The following is a 21927-nucleotide window of genomic DNA, read 5'->3' as shown; positions in this document are numbered from 1 at the left end:
AAATTGACTCGCACCGCTTCAGCGCGAATCAATTCCCGATTATTTATATTTGGTTAGATACTTTCTTGAAGTTCGCTTCTTCTTTGTCCTTGCTCTTTACTCGTGACCTTCGCAAAAGTTTTTTCATATTCCGGATGAACTGTCCCGAATAAATAATCCCAAGCCGTTGTATAAAGCCCATAATTATAGCGAAAGCTTTGGTGATGCATATCATGATTGGTATTCGAATTCACCAATTTCAAAATTTTATTTGTTCCCATCCAATATGGAAAAATTTCATAACCGCTATGTCCTAAAACATTACGTATAATTTGGAAGGTCATAAAGATCATCAATGCTAAAGGATGAATAGGAAATAGTAAGGCCACGATTGGCATGATAAGTGAATGGATGAATGCCTCCCAAGGATGAAAAGAGTAAGCTGTCCAAGGAGAAGGGGTAACTGAATCATGATGCACTTTATGCACTCTCTTATATAACCAACGAGTGTGCATGAGTCTATGTGTCCAATAGAAGTAAAAATCTTGGATACCTAAGATGAGTATTGTGCTTAAGATCAAATATCCCCAGCCATGATCTTCTATATGGTTGTAAAATTTGAAGTAACCGTATTTTCTAAATAAGAATACGATTAGAGTTACCGAAGTATAAATGATCACCGAAGAAACAGAATATAAAAATTCTTTTTTGAACTGAGATGGTTTTGCATTCTTTTCCTGGATTTTTCTAGATTGAAAGGGATGTTTCCAAATATAGAAGACTAAAAACGCCATGCCCGCGAATAGAAAGTATCTCAAAAAATCGATTAAGAATATGATAGGAATCTGGGGAACCAAATCTATCATATATTGAAATAATTGTTTGTGAAAGTTCATGTTTGATCCTTTGCTCCTGTGGAGGATTTCATGGATCATTAGAACATTTTTCCGGATTTGAATCCGATGGATTTCGGACAAAGTCTGATCGATTCCGGATTCGATCGATTATTTTATGGAACCGTTTTGTTTTCTGAAATCGCTCGGAGTCATTCCCACAATTTCTTTGAAGGCTCTATTGAAAGGAGCAAGAGAGCCGTAACCTAAATCCATTGCAATCCTAAGCACCTGAAAATCATTTTTGCCTGGATCCGAGAGAATAAACTTTGCCTCTTGGATCCTGAAATGGTTCAGGAATTCGTTAAAGTTTCTATATCCCAGCCCTTTATTGATTAACCTACGGACCTTCTTTTCCGGAACATTTAACTGTTTGGCCAAAGCCAAGATCGTCAGGTTTTCTTGTAAAAATACCTTTTGCTCTTTTAAGAGAGAATCCAGCTTTTGTAATAGGTTTTCGTCTAAAGGTTCTTCGGGAGCTTCTTCCTTTTGTATTTCTCCATTGGGAAATACATTCTCCCTAAATTGGAAAAGCCGGAAGGAAATAAAAAACACCAATACAAAAATGAAAGAAGAATTGATGAGATCTAATTGGGCGGAATATCCGGCGTCTTTGGTAATTACTTCCAGCAATACGACGGAGATACTATAAAGTCCCGTCACCCAGGCGAAGATGACCCTGAATTCTCTTCTCGATTCTAAAAGGTCCACATTCTTATCTTTTAAGACTTTTCCTAAGGTGAATAAGATAATTCCAAGATAAAATACCTGAGGCATGCTGAATAATACGTTGGCAAAAACAGAATCTTGGCTTCTGATGTCGGAGACTATAAAAACATAAAAACAGAATATATTCAGAGAAAGGAATAAACCTCCATGCCAGAATTTCAGTTTGAATGTATCTTCGAATAGGCTGGATACAAACAGATAAAAAAAGACGGAGACTGAGAAACATCCGCTATGGACCAATATTAGAACGAATACGTTTGTAGAGTGATCCAGCCAGGGACAAATAAAATAAGCGATCAAAGAAGAACTGAATAAACTTCCTAAGAGACTAGACGTGCTTAGTTTTACTCGGACGAGAAAGTTTAAAATCAAAAAGCCAAGCTGGGCAATTATTGCAGCTTTTAAATAATGGATCAGATTTGTGGTTTCAAACATGAATTTATGATAGGTAAAGAAACAGTCGTTAGTTGCATATGTGCTGATCTTTCTCCGATCGAATGATCGATTGCTGAGCGGATGTGAAAATCTCGACTCGTTTTTTTATTATGAGGTCTATTATCGTCAATCCTAAACCGCTGAAATATTCCTCTTCTTCCAAATTTTCATCCGCAAATTCTCCGCACCTATACTTTTACGAAAGCAGAATGAGGAATATATCTTGCTCTTATTTATATAAACGAATAATCAGACAAATTATATGAAGAAATTAATAGCAGCCGTATTCTTGCAGAAAAAAGACGAAATACCGGAGTTAAACGGAATTCGGGCAATGGCTATTTTAATGGTGATGATTGGCCACTTGATGGGAGGTCTCCATGCATTACAGTTGCCAATGGATACTAACCCATATATCGATTATTTTCTTGGAAATTTAGATTCGGGCGTGGATCTTTTTTTCATTCTTTCCGGATTCTTAATCTCTAGTGGGTTGATGATTGCACACAATTCTCAAAGCAAAAATATTTTAACTAATTTTTACATAAAAAGAACTTTAAGAATCTTTCCATCGTACTATTTCTTTTTGCTATTCTCGGGATGGATAATTTTAGGAACATATTATAAATTATCAAATCAACCGTCTCCTAATCCGGAATCTTTGACAATTTATTCTACTCTTAAAGATAGATTGATTTTCGACGTTTTTTATTTATCAAATATTTTTAAAGGTGCATTACCTCATACCTGGTCTTTATCTACTGAAGAACATTTCTATCTCGTTTTTCCCTTTTTAGCCCTTTTTCTGATTTTTAAACTTAATCCTAAAAATCGTTTATCTACTTATATTCTCCTCTTCGTAACGATTGCTTTGATTCGGAATGTGCTGATTTTTTTAAGTGTAAAATTTGATTCTTTAAGTGGCCTCAATACATTAACGGAAACTTTACGCTTCGATACTATTCTGGTTGGAGTAATTATTGCCGATTTGTATATTTATCATAAGGATCAAACTGAAAATTTTATACGAAAATATTTCCCCTTGCTTCTCATTATCTCAATTGTGATTTTATTGATCGGGCATTTAGGATCAAAGAAAGACCTTATCGGTTATGAAATGCAATATCGCCATATTCTATTTTCTTTAGGGTTCGGATTGGTTATTGCGATTTTACTTTTCGGCAATAAAACAATACTTAATGTATTTTTCTCTTTAAAAATATGGATACCTATCGCTCGACTTAGTTATACCATATATCTATGGCATTTTATAACTTCAGGCATCGTGAAAGTATTCGCTCCGTTGATAAAAGGAAAAGTAGTAACATACGGATTAGTCGCGGCTTTATTTAGCGGCTGGTTAATCTTTTCAATTATAGTCACACTCATAATATTTGGTCTGATTGAATTGCCTTTTCATAAACTACGTGATAAGATTTTATCTAAAGAATCGGCGTAATAACAAAAGAAGAAGGAGAGAACGGGATGATATTGGCAGCAAGAATTTTGGCGGCTATAGTCGGCTTATTGCATGTTTGGATCTTCATTATGGAAAGTGTATTATGGATGCGTCCTCGCATTCACAGAAGATTCGGAGTGACAGATACTAAATCTGCGGAAGCGATGAAGGCGGTTTTTTTAAATCAAGGTTTTTATAATCTATTTCTCGCAATCGGAGCATTGTACGGAGCAATCTTTTTCGAGATTCATCCCGGTTATGCCCCTGCGATCTTAGTATTTTCTTGCCTTTCCGTTTTCGGAGCAGGGCTTGTGTTATTAGTTTCTAAACCCGCCATGGCTAGAGCTGCGATCATCCAAGGATTTCCTCCATTGATTGCAGTTGTTCTATATTTTATTTCCTGTAACGGATAAAATTTTAATACCGATTCGCCCGAAAGATTCGTTTTTCGGGCGGACCATTTTACCCATGATCTCTCTAAATAGATTATTTCGGAATATAAATTCCGAAACTAAGACACATAGTTGTAATCTGTCTTTCAAAAATGTACTTGTGGGAATTTTATAAAATCGGACTCTTAATCTAACGTTCGCAAGTCGAAAAACAAAAAGCTCGCATCCGAAAATCCCGAACATTGTTCTTTATCTTTTTACAATAAACCTAAGGTCGGTTTTGGCCTAACCCGATAAAAGAGCATGTTGATTCGAAATCCAATTTTCAATCCAAGGAAAGCCCGATGCAGATCCGTTCCGCAATCGTACTCTTATCTATTTTATTTTTCCCAAACTTTCTTCTCTCGGAAGAGATTCAAAAGATTGGATCCTTCGACACAATTGTAAGCTTAAATTCTACCGAAAGTCATACTTGGGAAATTACGGAAGAAATTCTGGATCCAAGACAATTTTCTATTTCCTATTTAAGTGGAGAAGATCCCGGGATCAAAACAAATCCATACAAAGCCCCAGGAGTGTATAGGGTTTCTCAAGAATCAGCGCATAAGGTTTATATAATTAAGAAATTTATTGCTCCGGATACTTGGAAAGCAGCTGGGATTTCCGTTCGTTTAGGAACCCTGACAGATAAGGATAAAACTTATTTGAATGGGAAATTGATCGGAGAGACTGGGGATATGAATTCTTCCGAACCCCAGGCATATGACAAAATCAGAATATATTCCATTCCTCCCGGGCTTATTCGGAGCGGGAAAGTGAATATACTAGTATTAGAAGTGAAAAAATATTTTCATCCTGAAGCCGGAATCGAGCAGGACAGGACCGAAATTGGGGACACCCGTCTGGTCCAAGGGGATTATTATCGGACAGAATATACCAAAATTGCACTTCTGATGATCTATCTCACAGTAGGGGGATATTTCCTATTTTTATTCGTAAGAAGAAGGACCGATACTGAAAATTTATATTTCGGGCTGTTTACTATATTTCTGGTAATCTATCAATTTCTCAGAAACCAAATTAAATACGATCTGGGAATTCCGTTCTTGTATATGAAAAAAACGGAATATATTATTCTTACCGCTCTTATTCCGATATTTGCGAACTTTATCCGATCTTATTTCAAATTCCCGAGAGGAAAGTTTGTTAATGCATTAGATGGGATTTACGGACTTTTTATACTCTTTTATCTAATCTCGAATAACGTAATCTTATACAATAAACTGAATAGTACGGCAGTGCAGCTAGGTTGGGCTGCTTATATTGTGCTGATCTTTTATTACTTGATCCATAAAATCCGGATTAAAGATAGGGATGCGTTACTTATCTTGATTGGAGTCTCCATTGTAGCATTGTCTACAATTTTTGATACGATGTCCAATCGGAACTTATTCGTTTTTCCGCGAACAGTGGGCTATGCATTCTTTTTCTTTATTATCAGTATTGCTACCATCCTTGCAAACAAATTCGTACGTTTGAACGAACAAGTAGAAGAACTGAATGAACATTTGGAAAATAAAGTAGAGGAGAGGACCCAAGAATTAAACGAGTCCTTGGCGAATGTAAATAAACTAAAAAACCAACAGGACGGAGATTATTTCTTAACTTCTCTACTGATTCGTCCATTGTTTACGAACAATACTTCCAGTCCTTCTTTGAAGATAGATTTCTTTTCGAAGCAGAAAAAATCCATTTTATTTAAAGAGAAAAATTACGAGATCGGAGGAGATATTAGTATCTCCGGACATATTTTTATCCAGGGAGAAAAATACACAGTCTTTGTAAATGGAGATGCAATGGGCAAATCTATCCAAGGCGCGGGTGGGGCCCTCGTGATGGGAACAGTTTTCCAGTCCTTACTAACCAGGACGAATCGAAACGGAGGGCATTCAAGACCTCCTGAATCTTGGCTGAAGGAATCCTTTTTGGAACTTCAAAGTATTTTTGAATCTTTTGATGGATCGATGTATATTTCCGTAGTGATCGGTTTGTTAAATGAAAGCACTGGGGCGTTGTATTATATCAACGCAGAACATCCTTGGCCTATATTATATAGAGACGGGTCCGCAGGGTTTTTGGAGAACGAACTTACCTTACGCAAGATAGGTATTCCAGGAAATGAAGAGAATTTTTTCGTAAAGTTTTTCCAATTAAAGAAGTATGATGTACTAATATTGGGATCGGACGGTAAGGATGATGTTTTGATAGGAAGTGACGAAAGGGGAAGAATCGTAAATGAGGACGAAACTAAATTTTTAAGAACCGTAGAAGAATCTAATGGAGATTTAAGGGGCATATACGAGAATACCCTTAAATTCGGAGAATTGACGGACGATTTTACTCTCTTGAGATTAGAGTATCTTGTAGATCCGCAGTTAAAAAACGAAACCCCTCTCGTTGAAGTATTAGAAAAGGCAAAGATACTCTATAAGAACAAGTCCTATTCTTCCCTTATCGAATATTTGAATGGATACAAAACAATCTTTTCGGATAGGGAAGAATTTTTTATTCTACTTGGAAAATCCTATCTAAAGCTCAAAGATTTTTCTTCTGCTTCTAAGGCGTTTGAAAGAGCTGCAAATTTAAACCCGAACAGATTGGAGTCTCAATATTACGCATCTTATTCCAGTAAATTGAATAAGGATTTTCAGAAGGCGGAATATTTCGGAAAACTCGCGTACAAATTGGACCAGAGTTACCTGAATAACCTGATTAACTTAGCGGACATTTATAAAAACTTAAGCCAAACGGATGAAGCCAGAAAATTCGCAGAAAGAGCGTTGGCGATAGATCCGAATCATCCAATCCTTTTGAAACTTACGGATGTTTTTTAGAAAAATTTAATATATACCAGTTAACCCATTCGTTTTTGGAAGTAAATTTTAAACCAGTGATCGATTTTAATGCGGAAATGATCAACTTTCTATTTCGAGAAGGTGTATTTTCTTGCAATAACTTGATTAAGGTCGGCACACTCGCAGGATCCTTTTTAGCTCCCAATTGAGAAACGGCAACTTGGTGAAGATTTATATTCTCACTTTCTGCATATTTTTCCAAAATTTTACGGGATTCCTCTCCTTGAATAGAGGTGATTGCGGACAGAGTGATTGGAGCTAAATCGGGAAAATCTTCCGTTTTCTTATCTAAAAGAGATAATGATTTGGGAGAAGCGATCATCCCTAAACTTTCGGAAGCGATCTTTGCAAGTTTTTGGTCCTTAGACGTACAAGCTTCTTCGACATAAGGAAGGACTTCTTCCGAGCCTATTGCACCCAACGCCCAGACGGCTCCATATTTTGCCTCAGTTTGATCTTCTTTTAGGACTTTAGCAAGAACCGGAATACTTTTTTTATCTCCTAGATAACCTAAGGATTGAGCGATAATTTCCCTATCTGGAATATTAGGATCTAATAATGTCTTTTCTATCTCTTCTCTTGCCTTGTAAAATTTAATACGACCTAAAACATGGGATGCAGGGGCTTTTGCTAAAACTTTACCCTTGATCAAAACTTCTAAAATACGAGGAGAAAAACTAGGATCTGTCACCCCGATCAGAACATCAGCTGCCCTGTATCTGATCTCTCTGTCTCGGTCTTCTAAAATAGGAAGGACTAAAGATAAAGTTTTTGGATCCTTAATCTCTATAAGAGCAATAGAAGAGTTTTCCCTTCCCTTATCAAAATCCGCCTGTAAAGCTTTTACTAAAAGTGGAACAGATTTTTTACTTTGAACCTTTCCTAAGGCGAGATACGTTGCCGCCAAAGTAGGACCGGGCTCTGAATGGGATGCAAGATCTACAAGATACTCTTCTGATTCGGGAATATTTAATTTTCCTAAAGCCATTGCAAATGTTTTGGCTTTGTCGGAATCCTTATTAGATTTAGCAGAAGCTAAAATGATTTTTCCCGATTGCCTCGCATTGATACGGACCAAGGTGTCTACTGCCAATAATCGGATGCTTGCATCTTCATGGTTTAAAAGGGAAGCTACACGGTTACCAGCCTGGGGATCTTCCATTCTTGCAATGGATTCCAAAATAGTTCCTAGATCGACACCTGATTTAGGATCTAAAAAGTTTAATATTTCAGAAAGAGAAGATTTATCCTTCCAAATTCCTAATGCCAGGATTGCTGGACCTCTTGTGATATCTTCTGAAGATCTCATCCATTCTCGAGCCAAGGGAATAAACTTCCTTTCGTTTCTTGATGCTAATTCCAAAATCGCTTGGGATCTCATTCTTGGATTTTGGCTTTTCAGATCGGATACTAATTGTTCTAAACTAGGTATTTCTTCTTCCTGGATTTCGGGCAAAAGATCTGGACGAGGAGGACCGAAACATCCTAAAGTTAAACTAAATACGACAGCGCCGCAAATTATGGTCGGGATTAATAAATTAAATATCATAGAAACAGAATATACTTTGAACTTCATAAATATTATCTGGGTACCGATCCGGAAACTTGTTTTAACTGCTCTAATTCCTTCTGCCAAGATATAATATCAGAATTTGCTTGCGGAATCTGAGAAGTATCCATTCTACCTTGCTGGATCGCATATTGGACCAGCTGTATCCTGGACTCTAATTCTGAAATTTTATAGGAAAAGTAAGCCTTTTGTTCCTCTGGAGTTACATTTGGATCGTTCGGACGGGTAGGCATTGACCCTGGATCGGCAAATTTGCCTGCATTTCTTGCTAGGGCGAACTTTGACTCGGCCGAAGTGACCTTGTCGAGCTGTTCTCTTGCCTTTTTTTCATCTTCAGAAGTAAGCTGAGGACGAAATTCTCTCGGAATGTAAATATTGCGCGGGTATCTTGCTGCAAAATCGATCCATTCTTCTCTGATCTTTTCTCTTTCTTCTTCCGATTTTTTTTCTTTGAAAGCCGCGGGCCAAAGTTTTTTAGCAGGGCCTTCTAAATCAGGATCTTCTTCGAAAGGATGAGGGGCATCCGGAAATTCTAAGGTGCCGCTGCCGTATTTTCGATCAACTACCTCGGAGGCTTCTTCTCCTAGACTGGGAGAATTCGTTTTTCTCTCCGGCCAAAAGATAAATAAAATACAAATAATAAGGATAACTGCGCCTGATATCCAGGGCCAATAAGAACGAAAAAATTGCATTATGATAAAAAGAAATTTAAATTAGAAAAATTGAATTTAAAACATTCCCCTCTCTGGACCGAGCGAGGAATGTTTTAGGAAAGGTTCTTATACGAAAATTCCGATGACCCAAGAAATGAACTGACCGAACAAAGTGTCTGTCAGGAATTTTTTCAAGTCAACCGGGTTACGGTTTAAGGAATCGTAATACCAAGCGGTATATTCACTTACTTGCGGAATAGAATAACCGTATTTGGAATTGATTGCTTTAATCAGCTCGTTCGCAAAAACCGCATGACCGTACATATTAGGATGTACGCCGTCTAGGCCGAAAATACCAGGCTGACCAGGAAGAGGCCAGTTAGCTTTTGCATAACCTGGGCTATAACCAGAAGGACTTTTGATCAAACGGCCGTTTTCTTTTAGATCGTCGAAAAGAACTTTAAGATCTGCTAATGCAAATCCCATGGCCACTGCCTGCGCTTTTACCTCGTTGTTTATAGAAGTTAAGAAGTTTGTGATAGTGCTCACTTCGTTCTTATCCAAAACTTGAGAAGGATCTGAAACTGAAGAACGGAAGAATGCTTTTAAACCGGAATAGTTTACTCTTCCTTGCGGATCGTTATAGTTTTCCAAAAACGCTATAGAAGTCACATTTGGTACAGTGAATAGAACTCCACCTTTGATGGATCCGATTGCAGCCATTTTGGACATGGTAGAACGAATATCTCTCAAAAATCTTGCTTGGTCTAAACAATCTGTAGAAGTGCTCAGCGCAGTACAAAGAACATGGTTCGCAGCAGCAGTCCCGAACAAGAAACTAGGCTTAACAGCCTGCATTACTTGCATTTGGGTTCCGGAACTTCTTAAACCGAATTGATGGAATTTATCAGGAGATTGACAATCAGGAACTTGCACCCAACGGTACGTGTACCAGTACCAAGTTTCCCAATACCAGTCTTTGGCCCAAGTAGTTGCATTAATATTCTCACACTGACCGGAAGTTTGTAAAACCGTAGTGTAATCCGCACCGGTGATCCCTGCATGTGTTGGAAGTCCAACAGTAGATCCGTTCCCTCCAATAATGGAAGCAGCGATGCAGAATACCCCACAATCACCTTTGAGCACGTCTTCAAAATTCAAGTAAGGTCCCTTTAGCACGTTATACGAAACGTTCGAACCAGCTTGTTTAGAAACTAAAACCGGATAAGCCCAGTTCTGAGTTTTTTCTTCTACGGTTGCGCCATAAAAACCATGGCTTAAGGAGTCACCGATTACTCCGGGTCTGGAAAACATCTGTGCCTGGCTTTGTGCCGAAAGCGTAGAAGCTCCCACGATTAGGAAAGTCCCGCTTAGGATTTTCCAAAAGTTTCGAATGTTCATTTTTAAATTAACTCCACTCTCTATTGAAGGAGATTTCTATATTCTCTTCGAGACAAAGCATGAGAGCCGGAATTTCGAAGTCACTTCCAATTATATTTTGCTTATAAAATATTTTTATCTATATTGAACATTCGTAATATTACAATGAGCGTCCTCTCACTGAACACTGTTAAAATTTAATGTTTGATATATAATTAAATTTTTATAATATACTATTTTATCCCTCGAATGAGTGACCGGATGGCAGTCTATATGATCTTAAACACTGTTCGTTTATTGGTTCTGCTACTTAAGGGCTCTGGTTAATATTTGCAAGCAGGCTTAGTTTGGTATACAGTCAATCTCCAGACGGCTGAGAGTGTGGCCCAACACAGTGCAGTTAGGCGATAGTGTTGCGGAATATCTGAAGACTGTGTTGGAGGTTCTAGTTAGCGTACAGTTTGTAGGATCGTCCGGTTTGTGAGAAGAGCCCAAATAAAGATCCAAGTCCCCATTCACTGGAAATGTAAAAGGAGAGGAGGAGGGGACGGTTTCTATTTTTACCACGTAGTTGGGAGGAAATATGTCCGGAAGGTCCACAGTAATACCTTGTCCGAAAGAATTATCTACATCGCAAGAGGTGATCAATTGGTTGTCTGCGGAAAATGTATCGAAGCTAACTTGGGCAAGATTTGTTCCGATTGTTGTGTCAATATTTTGTAATAAAGGAAAAAGGAATGAATTTGGATTATCCTTCGGTTCTTCTCCGCAAGCTAAAAATATGAAGGAGAAGAAGGGGATCGCAATTTTGCATAACTTCATCTCTCGAATAACAATTGGTTATCGAAAATTTGAATGATTTTTATTCCAAACAAATATACAAAACAATCTTTTTACCTCCGCATATCTAAGTGATTTGCCCATGAATTGCGCTTGCCGGGTGAGTTGATTTTTCGCAATCTTCTTACGTGATTCTTTTCTATTATCTCTCTTCTATCCTGGGTCTACTTGCGGGAAATATGTTCAATTATACCGCCATTATTCTTTCCCAAAGTATTTCCGATTCGGATACATTTTCCGGCTGGGTTTTCTTCTTTGTATGTTTTCCTCTGTTATTTTTAAGTTTCACCGCAGGAAGATTACTGGATAAATATTCTAGAAAATGGCTTCTGGCTGCAGCTCAGATTTCCATGGCTTTAGGTTCTGGATTTGCCGCTTTATCGTTACATTTAGGGTGGATCTCTCCCGGAAAACCGTACCTTCTTCTTGTGTCTTCCGTTCTTTCCGGGATAGGACTTTCCTTTGTAATGCCAGGAAGATTTGCGATCTTGGGAGATCTATTAGAACATTCTAAAATAGGAAAACATAGCGTTTGGCTGAACACTCTTGTACTTTTCGGTTATGGCCTCGCTCCATTGGTTGCCGGATATTTTAAGGAATACTTCTCCTTTAAATATGTTTTTATGAGTATAGGTTCTGCCTATGTACTAAGCGTTTTCTTTTTGGTTTTAATTCCGGTGCAGATGAGAGAAAGAAACCAAACTTCTTCAGGGCCTGGGATCTCCGAGTTGATCGCCTATCTAAAAAATTCGCCGTTGGTATCTCAGTTCCTTTTGCTTATGGGTGCAGTGGTTCTTTTAGTCGGTCCTGTCCAGGTCCTTCTTCCTAAATATGTCAAAGAAATCATGGGATTAGGTGAGTCGATGAGAGGAGCCTTACTTTCTTCTCTTGGGATCGGACTTGTGATCGGAGGAGGAGTTACATTTCTTCTTCATGGCTTAAAGAAGAAGGGGCATATTCTTTTCGGATCTGCACTCTTCAGTTGTTTGCTATTTTCTTTGATCCCCTTTCTCGCGGAAAGTCTGGTGCTAACTGTGATTTGTTTTTTCGTGTTCGGATTTATGACAGGTGTGATCATCACTCTCATTCCTGCAGGCATCCAACAAAATACTGAAAATCATATCAGAGGAAGGATACTTTCTCTCTATAGTCTGGTCTTTCTATTAGTGCCTGCATTCTCCGGAATTTTATCCGGATTTTTCTCCGATCGGATCGGAATTCCTCCCACATTCGTTTGGTCCGGGTTTTTGGAAATGGGAGTGTTGATTTATCTCAGTTGGAGAATGGATCAGGTAAGGAATCACTATTAAAGGGGTTGCCAAATCGCCCAGGGATCAGGAATTTATATATTATGTTTCAAGGCGTATTTACTGCCATTATTACCCCATTCCGAAATGGGAAAATAGACTATGAGTCCTATTTTTCTCTTTTGGACAAACAAATCCAAGCAAGGGTAAGCGGAGTGGTGCCCTGCGGTACCACAGGCGAATCTCCTACACTTTCCCATGAAGAACACGCGGAATTGATCCGTGAAACCGTGAAACATGTAAAAAAGCGGATCTTAGTCGTGGCAGGAACCGGCTCCAACTCTACTAGAGAAGCCGTGGAATTAACCGAGGTCGCTTGCAAGGATGGAGTGGATGGGATACTCCAAGTCAATCCGTATTATAATAAGCCTACCCAAGAGGGTTTGTATCTTCACTTCAAAGAGATCGCGGATCATTCTTCCGTGCCTGTGATGTTGTACAATATTCCAGGAAGAACTTCCGTGAACTTATTACCGGAAACTGTTCTTCGTCTTTCTGAACATCCTAAGATCAGATCTATGAAAGAAGCTACGGGAGATTTAGGACAAATGTCCAAATTGATCTCTCTTGTAGGAGACAAGATGACCGTTCTTTCCGGAGATGATAACCTGACACTTCCACTTCTTTCCTTAGGCGGAAAAGGTGTAGTATCCGTAATCTCGAATCTATTCCCGGAAAGTTTAGTGAAACTTGTGGAATCTTTTCAAAAAGGGGATATCGGAACTGCTCAAAAGATCCATTATGATTTCTTGGAACTATTCGCTTTGGCGTTTATAGAAACCAATCCGATCCCGATCAAAGCCGTGATGAGTTGGAACGGATTCTGCTCCAGTGAAATACGTCTTCCTATGACTTCTTTGAGTGCAGGTCCAGGAGCGGATCGTTTGAAAAAAACGGTTTCCGATCTCTTAGCAAAAGGTTATAAATAAGGAATTCGATTTGGCCCGCAAGAATCGTGTCGCAGTCATTGGTGCATCTGGAAGAATGGGGAAGGCTATTATCCAAGTCCTTTCCCAATCTAAAGTTTCGGAACTTTCCGCTGCGGTAGTTGGTAAAGGTTCCGTTTATCTAGGTTTGGATTCCGGTTTACATTCTGGACTCAAACAAAATGAAATTTTGTTTTCGGACGATCTTTCTAAATCCATTTCCGAATCTGATACTGTAATCGATTTTTCTATTAGAGAAGTTTTATCGGATGTTCTATCTACCTGCAAAGAATTAAAAAAACCTGTCGTAGTCGGTACAACTGGTCTTACGGAAACTCATAAGGAATTATTAAAAGAAACTTCTAAAAGTATTCCGATCGTGTATTCTCCTAATATGTCCATCGGGGTGAATCTTCTTTTTAAACTAACCGAGATCGCCGCAAAAGTAATGGGAGATCTTGCGGATATCGAGATCCAAGATATTCATCATCGTCATAAAAAAGATGCTCCTTCCGGAACTGCAGAAAAACTAAAAGTAATCCTTTTAGAAACTCTATCCAGGACAGAGTCAAATATTGTACATGGTCGCCATGGAATTCTTCCCGAAAGAGATCCTAAAGAAATCGCCATCCATACTCTTAGAGCGGGAGAAGTGATCGGAGATCATACTGTTTATTTTTTCACTCCGGAAGAAAGGGTGGAAATTTCTCATAAGGCTCAAGATCGAAAAACATTTGCAGTTGGTTCCGTAAAAGCCGCCGAATTTCTAGTCGGAAGAGAAAAAGGCCTCTATGATATGTTTTCCGTATTAGGATTATAAGGTTCTTGGAATGGATTTTTTAAAAAACATCAGTTTATTCCAAAGTGATAAGTTCGGGATCGTGATGATCTTGGATATCCTGATCGTTAGTTTTTTAATTTATCAATTTTATTCCACCATCCGTAGAACAAGAGGGGTTCAACTTCTTTTGGGCATCGGTTTGATCTGGGTGCTCGGGATCTTTGCCCAAACTTTGAATTTTGAACTTTTGGATTGGATCATAGATAATATTCGTCCTGCTCTTGTGTTCGCGATCATAGTTCTTTTGCAGCCGGAACTCCGTAAGATCACAGGTGATATGGCTAGGCTCCGATTATTCCGTCCTTTCCTTTTAAAAACTGCCACCGACCTGGATGAGATTGTAGAAGCATCCAAGATCATGGCTAAAAACAAAACCGGGTCTTTGATTGCGATCGTACGGGAACATAGTCTCAAAGATATCGCCGAACAAGCGGTTCAATTGGATGCAATTCTTTCTACGAGCCTTCTTCTTACCATATTCAAAAAGAATACCGCACTTCATGACGGCGCAGTCATCATTGAGCAGAACCGAATCGCATGTGCGGGCGCATTCTTACCGATGGCCACAAATTTGGACGATGCTCGTATGGGAGCAAGACATAGGGCGGCACTCGGAATTGCGGAAGAATCCGACGCAGTCATCGTAGTAACTTCCGAAGAAACCGGAGAAATTTCAGTCTGTCATGACGGGGAGATGATCCATCCGGTTAAACCGATCGAATTAAAAAATCTTTTGAATACAATCCTTCACGAAAAGAAAGCAGGACCTGGAAATCCGAACGCTGATAAAAGATTAGAATCGGAAGAAGCGGGGGAGTCGAATGATTAAGGCTCTTCTGAACAACTGGCAAGCAAAGCTTGGCTCTATCATCCTTGCCACATTATTCTATATCAATTTACAAAATTCTAAAATTCTCGTAAGAGAAGTGAATATCAAAATAGAATATCCTAAGCTTAGCGGCGGTCTTATCATCGCCAAGGGATCAGACACTACTTTTCCCGTTAAGGTAGAAGGTGTCCGCGATTACGTAAACTTCTACACTCCTTCCTTAAAAGCATATATTTCTCCTGCTGATCTTCATCCTGGGGAGAATATAGTAAATGTGGTCCGTTTTGGGGGGACAACTCCAGGTTTAAGAATTTCTAAAATTCCAGGAAAGGAGAAGGTTCGCATCCTTGTAGAATCCAATGTAAGTAGGACTCTGGTGCTCGAGCCTAAATTCCAGGGAGATCCTCCTAAGGATTATATTAAGTCTTCTCATTTCGTCTCTCCTACTAGTCTAGTCGTTGTGGGAAATCCATCCGAGTTCGATAAGGTGGGAAGGTTGGTTAGTCTTCCTTCTATCTCCCTGAAGGATAAAACCAAAACATTCACTCAGAAATTTAAGGTTCCGGATCTTCCTGCAGGTTTAAGATTTAGGGACAATATAAAAGAAGTTTCCGTAACAGTGAATATCGTAGCGGATTCTTCCACTCCTGGAGAAAGTATAGTTCTAGGCGTTCCTGTAAAATGCCAGAACCTGGATAAAAATCTGGAGGCTGAATTTTCAGAGCAGGAAGTTTCCGTAAAACTACAATCCAGAACTCCATTACGAAGTATCCAGATCATCAAAGGTTTGAATGCAAGTGTAGTTTGTTCTCATAAATACGATCCCAAAGCTAAAAAGATCCTCCCGGATGGTAAACCAGTGGTCGCGAAAGTCCGTTTGGAAAAAGCACCTAGTTTAAAATCGGTGGAGATCCAGGGAGTTTTCCCAGATCGAATTTCCATCCTATACAGGGTTCGTCCTGATCTAGGTTCAGGCGGAACTGGAACGGAAGATGGGGGAGACGGAAACTCGGATCCGGGCTCGGAAGAACCTCTGCCGGAGCCTGAGGAAGAATGAAGATCACCGTAGGGAATGATATAGTAGAAAATTCCAGGATCAGAGGTTTGCTCGATAAACATGGAGAAAGATTTCTGAAAAGAGTATTTTCAGAAACTGAGATTGCGTATTGCTCCGGGAGAAAAGATCCTGTCCCTCATCTGAGCGGAAGATTTTGTGTAAAAGAAGCGTTTATCAAGGCGATAGAACCCGGGCATAAAGTGATTCTAGATATGAGAGAAATCGAACTTTTCGGGAAAGAATTCGGAAAAAAAGAATTGGTACTTCACGGAAAATCGAAAGAATTGTTCCTCGAGAAAGGCTATAGCGGTGTTTCCGTGTCCATCAGCCATGCGGAAAATTATTCCACTGCAGTTGTCGTTCTCTATAAGGAGTGAGCTAAAATGGTCACCGAGTCTCTGAAACAAACTCTGAAATTGTACGACGAAGGTCTCGCACTGTACAAGAATAGAAAGTTCAAGGAAGCTTGGGAGCTATTCAAAAAAGCTGTCGAGATCACTCCGAACGACGGGCCTTCTAAAAAATATATAGGACGCTGCGAAGCATTTATCGCGAATCCTCCTCCAGAAGATTGGGATGGGGTTTTCGAGATGAAAACGAAATAATCTGGTATCATGTCAAAAAAAGCCGCAACCGCATCTAAACCCAGCCGCACTGTAACCGAATTCGGGACTATCTCCACTGTTTTAGGAAGAGAAACCCATTTTTCAGGGATCTTGAATTTCAAAAAACCCTTAGAAATTTCAGGCGAATTCCAAGGAGAAATAGAATCCGAAGGATTTCTACTAGTCAGTGAGGGAGCCAAGGTCAGAGCCAATATTAAGGCAGGAACTGTAATCGTTGGAGGAGAGATCACAGGCAACGTGATTGCCACCCAAAGATTAGAAATGCTACCGAGCGGAAAGGTAAATGGAAACATCAAAACCGCCAAGCTGCAGATTGCGGACGGAGTGATCTTCGAAGGTAACTGCGAGATGATCCTACCTAATAAGGATTGACCCCTCGGTCCAACCTGGAACATTGGTATCTGCCAGCCCGAAACGACCTATGGACGGCGGAAAAGCGGCCAAAATCGCATTAGCCATCCTATTAGGAACCTTGGCCGGAGCCGTAGTCGGAGTAATTATCGACAACGTTTTTGGGGTCCATATCCTCTCCGCCTACCTCTTACAAGAACCGGTTCGGCTGGAACTTTACGTAATTAAAGTCGAAGCACAAGTTACCCCTGCAAGTCTTCTTGGACTTGTGGCGACATTGTTCTTCGTACTAAAAAAGGGGTAAACAACTCATGTCAGTAATTTCCATGAAGAATTTACTGGAGACCGGAGTACATTTCGGTCACCAGACAAGAAAATGGAATCCGAAAATGGCTCCCTATGTCTTCACTGCAAGAAACGGGATCCATATCATCGACCTTCAAAAAACCGTTCAAAAGGCTAAAGAAGCTTACGACGCATTGAAGAAGGTTACTTCCGAAGGAAAAAAAGTCCTATTCGTAGGAACTAAAAAGCAAGCTAGAGGAGCGATCGAAAGAGAAGCACTCCGTTGCAGTATGTTCTTCATCAATAACCGCTGGCCGGGCGGACTTTTAACCAACTGGAACACAGTTAAAAAATCCATCGCTCGTTTGAAAAAACTAGAGGGAATGGAAACGGATAATAGCTTCGAAAAAGAAGTTAAAACTAAAAAAGAAATTCTATCTCTTCGTAGAGAATTAGATAAACTCCGCAAAACTTTGGGCGGGATCAAGGACATGAATAGCATTCCTGAAGTTCTTTTCGTGATCGATCCTAAGAAAGAAGAGATCGCAGTAAAAGAAGCTCGTAAACTTGGTCTTAAAATTTTCGCAGTGGTGGATACCAACTGTGATCCTGAGTTGATCGACTATCCAATCCCAGGCAACGACGATGCGATCCGCGCGATCTCCTTATTCCTCGAAACCATGTCTAACGCGGTAATCGAAGGAACTGGAGGAGTTGTAGAACAACCTCGCTTCAGCGAAGATCTGGATTCGGAAGCACTTGCTCTGGAATATCAGGGTGAATACGACGAAAGTGGTAAGTTCATCATGGACGAGGATCCTGTCAGCCCTAAGAAAGAAGACGCTGCTGCTACTCCTGCTCCTGCCGCAACTGAGCCTGCTGCCACTATTGAAATCGATAAAGGCGAGTAAGAGGGAAGAGAATGTCAGCATCTACTACCGACCTTATTAAGGAATTAAGAGACCGCACCGGTGCGGGATTGATGGATTGTAAAAAAGCTCTTCAAGAGAATAATAACGATCTAGACAAATCTGCAGATTGGTTGCGTGAAAAAGGGATCGCTAAGGCTTCTAAAAAAGCAGGACGCGTGACCAAAGAAGGAAGAAATATTTCCTATATCCACGGAGACGGAAAGATCGGAGTTCTACTCGAGCTCAACTCTGAGACTGACTTCGTTGCACGTAACGAGGCTTTCGAAGCTCTCGGAAAAGAGATATGTCTGCAAATCGCAGCTATGGCTCCACTATACGTAAGCGAAGAGCAAGTTCCTGCAGAAGACATCGAGCGTGAAACTAAGGTTCTCGAAGCTCAATTGAAAGAAGAAGGTAAAAAACCAGAGCAGATCGAAAAGATCATCCCTGGAAAAATCAAAAAGTATTACTCCGAAGTATGCCTTTTGAACCAAGCCTTCATCAAGGATAACGCTAAAACCGTTGACGATCTGGTTAAGGAATCCATCGCGAAATTCGGTGAAAATATCATCGTAGCTCGTTTTGCTCGTTTCCAGGTAGGCGGCGCGTAAACCTTGTCTCAGGAAACTTCTAAGTACAAGCGAATCTTGATTAAACTCTCCGGCGAGGCTCTTGCCGGAGAGGGCGAGTTTGGGATCGATAGCAATAAGGCTCATTCTCTCGCAGAAGAAATCAAGGAAGTTCATTCTTTAGGAGTAGAGATCGCTCTGGTAGTCGGAGGGGGAAACCTGATCCGAGGAGCAAATCTCGCTAAAGTGGGAATGGACCAAGCAACCGCAGATTATATGGGGATGCTTGCTACCATCCAAAACGCATTGGCACTTCAAGATGCCTGCGAAAAAAAAGGACTCTATACAAGAGTTCAATCCGCAATCGATATCCATTCCATCGCAGAAAGTTATATTCGTCGTAGAGCGGTCCGTCACTTGGAAAAGAAAAGGATCGTGATCTTTGCAGGTGGGATCGGTAATCCTTATTTTACTACGGATACTGCAGCAAGTTTAAGAGCAGTAGAAGTAGGGTGCGAAGTGATCCTAAAGGCCACAAAAGTGGATGGGGTCTACGAAGCGGATCCTAAAAAAGATCCAAGTGCTAAAAGATATACTCATATCTCCTTTATGGAATCCATCAAACGTAGGTTGAAAGTTATGGATTCTACTGCCCTAAGCCTTTGTATGGAAAACAATATGTCGATAATCGTATTTGACATTTTTAAGCGGGGCAATTTAAAAGATTTGGTTCTCGGGGACAAAAAAATTGGTACCCTGATTTCCAACTCGGAGGATATTCGGATCGATGGCGAATGAAGAATTAATCAACGCAATGAAGTCCAAGATGGATAAAACCGTGGAACTCTTAAAAAAGGATTTCGCGGGAGTCCGGACGGGCAGGGCCAATCCTGCATTGATCGAAGACCTAAGAGTGGAATATTACGGAGCTCCTACACCCATCAACCAATTGGGAAATATCTCGGCTCCTGAACCTAGACTTCTGGTGGTCTCTCCTTATGATAAGGGAATCATGAAAGATATCGAAAAGGCAATCCAAGCTTCGGGACTAGGGTTACAACCTACGAACGACGGGGTAGTCATTCGTATTATCATTCCGGAACTAACGGGCGAAAGACGTAAAGAATTGGCAAAAGTGGTAAAATCCAAATCGGAAGAGAAGAAGGTCGCTGTCAGAAACATCCGCAGGGATGCGATGGAAGATCTTAAAAAACATTCCGAGGGAATTTCCCAAGACGAATTAAAAACTCTACAAGACCAGGTGCAAAAAATTACGGATTCTTATATAGAGAAGATATCCGGAGTTACCGCTGAAAAAGAGAAGGAAATCACCACGGTCTAAGTTTGGCTTCTTCCAAAAAAAAAATTCCCCGTCACGTGGCCGTCATCATGGATGGGAACGGAAGATGGGCGACATCTAAAGGACTTTCCAGGTCCGAAGGACATAGAGCAGGAGCAGACGCGATCGATCGTCTGATGGATTCCAGTTTAGAACTGGGTTTAGAAGTAGTTTCTCTATATGCATTCTCCACAGAAAACTGGAAACGTCCGATCACAGAGATCAGATCCATATTCAATCTATTAGTGGAATTTATAGATTCCCGTTTGGATAAGATACACGCCAAAGGTATTAGAATATTACATTCAGGTTCTAGGAAAAAACTGAGTTCCTTGGTTTTATCTAAAATCGATCATGCTGCAGAGATCACCCGCAAAAACCGCAAATTAACGGTGAACTTTTGTTTAAATTACGGGTCCCAGGAAGAGATTTTAAGTGCGTTTTCCAGATTAACGGAAGAAAGAAAGAAGAAGTCCATCTCCATCCAAAAACCGATCAGCACAAAAGAACTCGAAAAATATTTGTATACGTACCCCCTTCCGGCAGTAGATTTATTGATTAGAACCGCTGGGGAGAGGAGATTATCCAATTTCCTTCTATGGCAATCCGCTTATGCGGAACTTTTTTTTACGGAAAATCTTTGGCCTGATTTCGGAGACAAGGATCTGAGAGAAGCGCTGGATTGGTTCACAAGAAGGACCCGAAAATTCGGAGGTTTAGAGAATGGGTGAAACTACAAAAAGAATCCTTTCCGCGGCTGTGCTCGTTGCACTATACCTGTTCATGATCTTTTACAGGGATTTTTATTATCTGCAAACTTTGGGTATCCTAATCGTAGCGGGCGTGATTGGCCTCTCTGAATTTTATAGGCTTTCCGACAGGGGCCAGGACGGAAGGCCTTTCAAGGGAACGGGAATATTCTTCTTTATCGTAATATTATTAATCTATTATTTTAGATTCATGGCTTCTCAGAACAAGTTTGAGCCGCCTATTTTCTTCCAAACACATTTCAAATTGTTTGTGCCTAGTTTTGATGCGGTAATATTCTCCTTTGTATTACTTTTTCTGTTCAGCTTCCTTCTTCAAATTTTAAGAAGACCATTGGACGGGGCAATTTTCTCCGTTAGTTCCACGATACTGGGAGTGGTGTATGCTGGAATTCCACTCGGACATTTACTTCTTCTGTTGGGAATGAACGAAGGGATCTATTATGTGTTCCTAGTATCTGTCGCAACATTTCTTACTGATGTGGGCGGGTATTTCGGCGGACGTTGGTTCGGTAGAAATCCAGCAGGGCTTGCGATCTCTCCTAAAAAAACCTGGGAAGGTTATGTTTCAGGGATCATAGTTGCTATTGTTTCTGTATTCGTTCTGAATATTCTTTGGGAAAGAAGTACGGGCGTAGCACCTTTAGTTTCCGGTGCAGAAGTATTTTTAATTTCTTTAATTTTATCTTTGGTGGGAGTCGTAGGAGATTTATTAGAATCTGCTATGAAAAGAGACGCAAAGGTAAAGGACTCCGGGAATTTAATCCCTGGTCATGGGGGGATTTTGGACAGGGCGGATGCTTTACTTTTAACAGTACCTATCCTTTATTTTTATCTCCAGATCAAGGTTGCTCTAGGATTTCCGGTCTAATAA

At 40.1% G+C, this 21927-nt stretch carries 24 protein-coding genes; 18 read left to right on the top strand and 6 right to left on the bottom strand.

The annotated features are described in order from the left end of the window. Nucleotides 1–53 precede the first annotated feature (53 nt). Nucleotides 54–875, bottom strand: coding sequence for a sterol desaturase family protein (locus tag CH365_RS12255; protein ID WP_100768993.1), 822 nt, complete (start codon nt 873–875; stop codon nt 54–56). A 108-nt stretch (nt 876–983) separates the two neighbouring features. Continuing rightward, complete coding sequence (locus CH365_RS12250; protein WP_100768851.1) at nt 984–2036, bottom strand: helix-turn-helix domain-containing protein; 1053 nt, start codon at nt 2034–2036, stop codon at nt 984–986. Between the two features lie 262 nt (nt 2037–2298). Here CH365_RS12250 and CH365_RS12245 point away from each other — a divergent pair, with 262 nt between their 5' ends. The 3 genes from CH365_RS12245 (at nt 2299) to CH365_RS12230 (ending at nt 6781) form a co-directional block, all read left to right on the top strand. After that, nucleotides 2299–3495, top strand: coding sequence for an acyltransferase family protein (locus CH365_RS12245; RefSeq protein ID WP_100768850.1), 1197 nt, complete (start codon nt 2299–2301; stop codon nt 3493–3495). Between the two features lie 26 nt (nt 3496–3521). Then, nucleotides 3522–3908 (top strand): DUF1304 domain-containing protein, encoded by a 387-nt coding sequence (locus tag CH365_RS12240; RefSeq protein WP_100768849.1) that lies wholly within the window; start codon nt 3522–3524, stop codon nt 3906–3908. 323 nt (nt 3909–4231) lie between these two features. Then, on the top strand, nt 4232–6781 hold the full coding sequence (locus tag CH365_RS12230; RefSeq protein WP_100768847.1) for a SpoIIE family protein phosphatase: 2550 nt from the start codon (nt 4232–4234) through the stop codon (nt 6779–6781). Here CH365_RS12230 and CH365_RS12225 read toward each other — a convergent pair. The 4 genes from CH365_RS12225 to CH365_RS12210 all read right to left on the bottom strand — a co-directional run bounded on the left by CH365_RS12225 (nt 6765) and on the right by CH365_RS12210 (nt 11227). After that, nucleotides 6765–8387 carry a HEAT repeat domain-containing protein gene (locus CH365_RS12225; RefSeq protein WP_100768992.1) on the bottom strand — a complete coding sequence of 541 codons (1623 nt, stop codon included), beginning with the start codon at nt 8385–8387 and terminating at the stop codon, nt 6765–6767. The two genes, CH365_RS12230 and CH365_RS12225, sit on opposite strands and share 17 nt — an antisense overlap. After that, nucleotides 8384–9064, bottom strand: a complete 681-nt coding sequence (locus tag CH365_RS12220) for a hypothetical protein (protein WP_100768991.1) — start codon at nt 9062–9064, stop codon at nt 8384–8386. The genes CH365_RS12225 and CH365_RS12220 overlap by 4 nt, the downstream gene beginning before the upstream one ends. 87 nt (nt 9065–9151) lie before the next feature. After that, nucleotides 9152–10426 (bottom strand): hypothetical protein, encoded by a 1275-nt coding sequence (locus CH365_RS12215; protein ID WP_100768846.1) that lies wholly within the window; start codon nt 10424–10426, stop codon nt 9152–9154. Nucleotides 10427–10747: 321 nt separating this feature from the next. Continuing rightward, on the bottom strand, nt 10748–11227 hold the full coding sequence (locus CH365_RS12210; protein WP_100768845.1) for a hypothetical protein: 480 nt from the start codon (nt 11225–11227) through the stop codon (nt 10748–10750). Between the two features lie 146 nt (nt 11228–11373). Between CH365_RS12210 and CH365_RS12205 the strand changes: the two genes are divergently transcribed. From CH365_RS12205 to CH365_RS12135, 15 genes are read left to right on the top strand one after another with little or no spacing between them, the layout of a single operon-like run. Continuing rightward, on the top strand, nt 11374–12555 hold the full coding sequence (locus tag CH365_RS12205) for an MFS transporter (protein WP_100768844.1): 1182 nt from the start codon (nt 11374–11376) through the stop codon (nt 12553–12555). Between the two features lie 41 nt (nt 12556–12596). Next, nucleotides 12597–13481: a 4-hydroxy-tetrahydrodipicolinate synthase gene (gene dapA, locus CH365_RS12200; protein WP_100768843.1), complete on the top strand. Its 885-nt coding sequence runs from the start codon at nt 12597–12599 to the stop codon at nt 13479–13481. A 10-nt stretch (nt 13482–13491) separates the two neighbouring features. Beyond that, the gene (gene dapB, locus CH365_RS12195; RefSeq protein ID WP_100768842.1) at nt 13492–14298 is read left to right on the top strand and encodes a 4-hydroxy-tetrahydrodipicolinate reductase; all 807 of its coding nucleotides are present in this window, start codon (nt 13492–13494) and stop codon (nt 14296–14298) included. A 10-nt stretch (nt 14299–14308) separates the two neighbouring features. Then, entirely contained in the window at nt 14309–15148 is an 840-nt protein-coding gene (gene cdaA, locus CH365_RS12190) for a diadenylate cyclase CdaA (protein WP_100768841.1), read from the top strand. After that, on the top strand, nt 15141–16205 hold the full coding sequence (locus tag CH365_RS12185) for a YbbR-like domain-containing protein (protein ID WP_100768840.1): 1065 nt from the start codon (nt 15141–15143) through the stop codon (nt 16203–16205). Before cdaA ends, CH365_RS12185 begins: the two co-directional genes overlap by 8 nt. Next, nucleotides 16202–16582: a holo-ACP synthase gene (gene acpS, locus CH365_RS12180; protein ID WP_100768839.1), complete on the top strand. Its 381-nt coding sequence runs from the start codon at nt 16202–16204 to the stop codon at nt 16580–16582. Before CH365_RS12185 ends, acpS begins: the two co-directional genes overlap by 4 nt. A gap of 6 nt (nt 16583–16588) precedes the next feature. Beyond that, the gene (locus CH365_RS12175) at nt 16589–16810 is read left to right on the top strand and encodes a tetratricopeptide repeat protein (RefSeq protein ID WP_100768838.1); all 222 of its coding nucleotides are present in this window, start codon (nt 16589–16591) and stop codon (nt 16808–16810) included. 9 nt (nt 16811–16819) lie between these two features. Then, entirely contained in the window at nt 16820–17203 is a 384-nt protein-coding gene (locus tag CH365_RS12170; RefSeq protein WP_100709399.1) for a bactofilin family protein, read from the top strand. 22 nt (nt 17204–17225) lie between these two features. After that, entirely contained in the window at nt 17226–17486 is a 261-nt protein-coding gene (locus CH365_RS12165) for a hypothetical protein (RefSeq protein WP_174704450.1), read from the top strand. A gap of 7 nt (nt 17487–17493) precedes the next feature. Beyond that, nucleotides 17494–18378: a 30S ribosomal protein S2 gene (rpsB, locus tag CH365_RS12160; RefSeq protein ID WP_100768836.1), complete on the top strand. Its 885-nt coding sequence runs from the start codon at nt 17494–17496 to the stop codon at nt 18376–18378. Between the two features lie 11 nt (nt 18379–18389). Next, a complete protein-coding gene (tsf, locus tag CH365_RS12155) occupies nt 18390–18989 on the top strand; it encodes a translation elongation factor Ts (protein ID WP_100768835.1) in 600 nt (199 codons plus the stop codon). A 3-nt stretch (nt 18990–18992) separates the two neighbouring features. Continuing rightward, nucleotides 18993–19745 (top strand): UMP kinase, encoded by a 753-nt coding sequence (gene pyrH, locus CH365_RS12150; RefSeq protein ID WP_100768834.1) that lies wholly within the window; start codon nt 18993–18995, stop codon nt 19743–19745. Beyond that, the gene (frr, locus tag CH365_RS12145; protein ID WP_100768833.1) at nt 19735–20289 is read left to right on the top strand and encodes a ribosome recycling factor; all 555 of its coding nucleotides are present in this window, start codon (nt 19735–19737) and stop codon (nt 20287–20289) included. The genes pyrH and frr overlap by 11 nt, the downstream gene beginning before the upstream one ends. 2 nt (nt 20290–20291) lie before the next feature. Next, nucleotides 20292–21017, top strand: coding sequence for an isoprenyl transferase (locus tag CH365_RS12140; protein ID WP_100768832.1), 726 nt, complete (start codon nt 20292–20294; stop codon nt 21015–21017). Continuing rightward, nucleotides 21010–21924 carry a phosphatidate cytidylyltransferase gene (locus CH365_RS12135; RefSeq protein WP_100768831.1) on the top strand — a complete coding sequence of 305 codons (915 nt, stop codon included), beginning with the start codon at nt 21010–21012 and terminating at the stop codon, nt 21922–21924. The genes CH365_RS12140 and CH365_RS12135 overlap by 8 nt, the downstream gene beginning before the upstream one ends. Nucleotides 21925–21927 lie beyond the last annotated feature (3 nt).

This window comes from Leptospira neocaledonica (assembly GCF_002812205.1).
Classification (GTDB): domain Bacteria; phylum Spirochaetota; class Leptospiria; order Leptospirales; family Leptospiraceae; genus Leptospira_B; species Leptospira_B neocaledonica.
Note: the sequence above shows the minus strand (reverse complement) of the source record. Positions and strands in the feature narration are given on the sequence as shown.

Coding starts and splice junctions, on each gene's coding strand:
- CH365_RS12255 (WP_100768993.1), bottom strand. CDS start 875: ATGAACTTTCACAAACAATTATTTCAATATATGATAGATTTGGTTCCC.
- CH365_RS12250 (WP_100768851.1), bottom strand. CDS start 2,036: ATGTTTGAAACCACAAATCTGATCCATTATTTAAAAGCTGCAATAATT.
- CH365_RS12245 (WP_100768850.1), top strand. CDS start 2,299: ATGAAGAAATTAATAGCAGCCGTATTCTTGCAGAAAAAAGACGAAATA.
- CH365_RS12240 (WP_100768849.1), top strand. CDS start 3,522: ATGATATTGGCAGCAAGAATTTTGGCGGCTATAGTCGGCTTATTGCAT.
- CH365_RS12230 (WP_100768847.1), top strand. CDS start 4,232: ATGCAGATCCGTTCCGCAATCGTACTCTTATCTATTTTATTTTTCCCA.
- CH365_RS12220 (WP_100768991.1), bottom strand. CDS start 9,064: ATGCAATTTTTTCGTTCTTATTGGCCCTGGATATCAGGCGCAGTTATC.
- CH365_RS12215 (WP_100768846.1), bottom strand. CDS start 10,426: ATGAACATTCGAAACTTTTGGAAAATCCTAAGCGGGACTTTCCTAATC.
- CH365_RS12210 (WP_100768845.1), bottom strand. CDS start 11,227: ATGAAGTTATGCAAAATTGCGATCCCCTTCTTCTCCTTCATATTTTTA.
- dapA (WP_100768843.1), top strand. CDS start 12,597: ATGTTTCAAGGCGTATTTACTGCCATTATTACCCCATTCCGAAATGGG.
- cdaA (WP_100768841.1), top strand. CDS start 14,309: ATGGATTTTTTAAAAAACATCAGTTTATTCCAAAGTGATAAGTTCGGG.
- CH365_RS12185 (WP_100768840.1), top strand. CDS start 15,141: ATGATTAAGGCTCTTCTGAACAACTGGCAAGCAAAGCTTGGCTCTATC.
- acpS (WP_100768839.1), top strand. CDS start 16,202: ATGAAGATCACCGTAGGGAATGATATAGTAGAAAATTCCAGGATCAGA.
- CH365_RS12175 (WP_100768838.1), top strand. CDS start 16,589: ATGGTCACCGAGTCTCTGAAACAAACTCTGAAATTGTACGACGAAGGT.
- CH365_RS12170 (WP_100709399.1), top strand. CDS start 16,820: ATGTCAAAAAAAGCCGCAACCGCATCTAAACCCAGCCGCACTGTAACC.
- rpsB (WP_100768836.1), top strand. CDS start 17,494: ATGTCAGTAATTTCCATGAAGAATTTACTGGAGACCGGAGTACATTTC.
- tsf (WP_100768835.1), top strand. CDS start 18,390: ATGTCAGCATCTACTACCGACCTTATTAAGGAATTAAGAGACCGCACC.
- frr (WP_100768833.1), top strand. CDS start 19,735: ATGGCGAATGAAGAATTAATCAACGCAATGAAGTCCAAGATGGATAAA.
- CH365_RS12135 (WP_100768831.1), top strand. CDS start 21,010: ATGGGTGAAACTACAAAAAGAATCCTTTCCGCGGCTGTGCTCGTTGCA.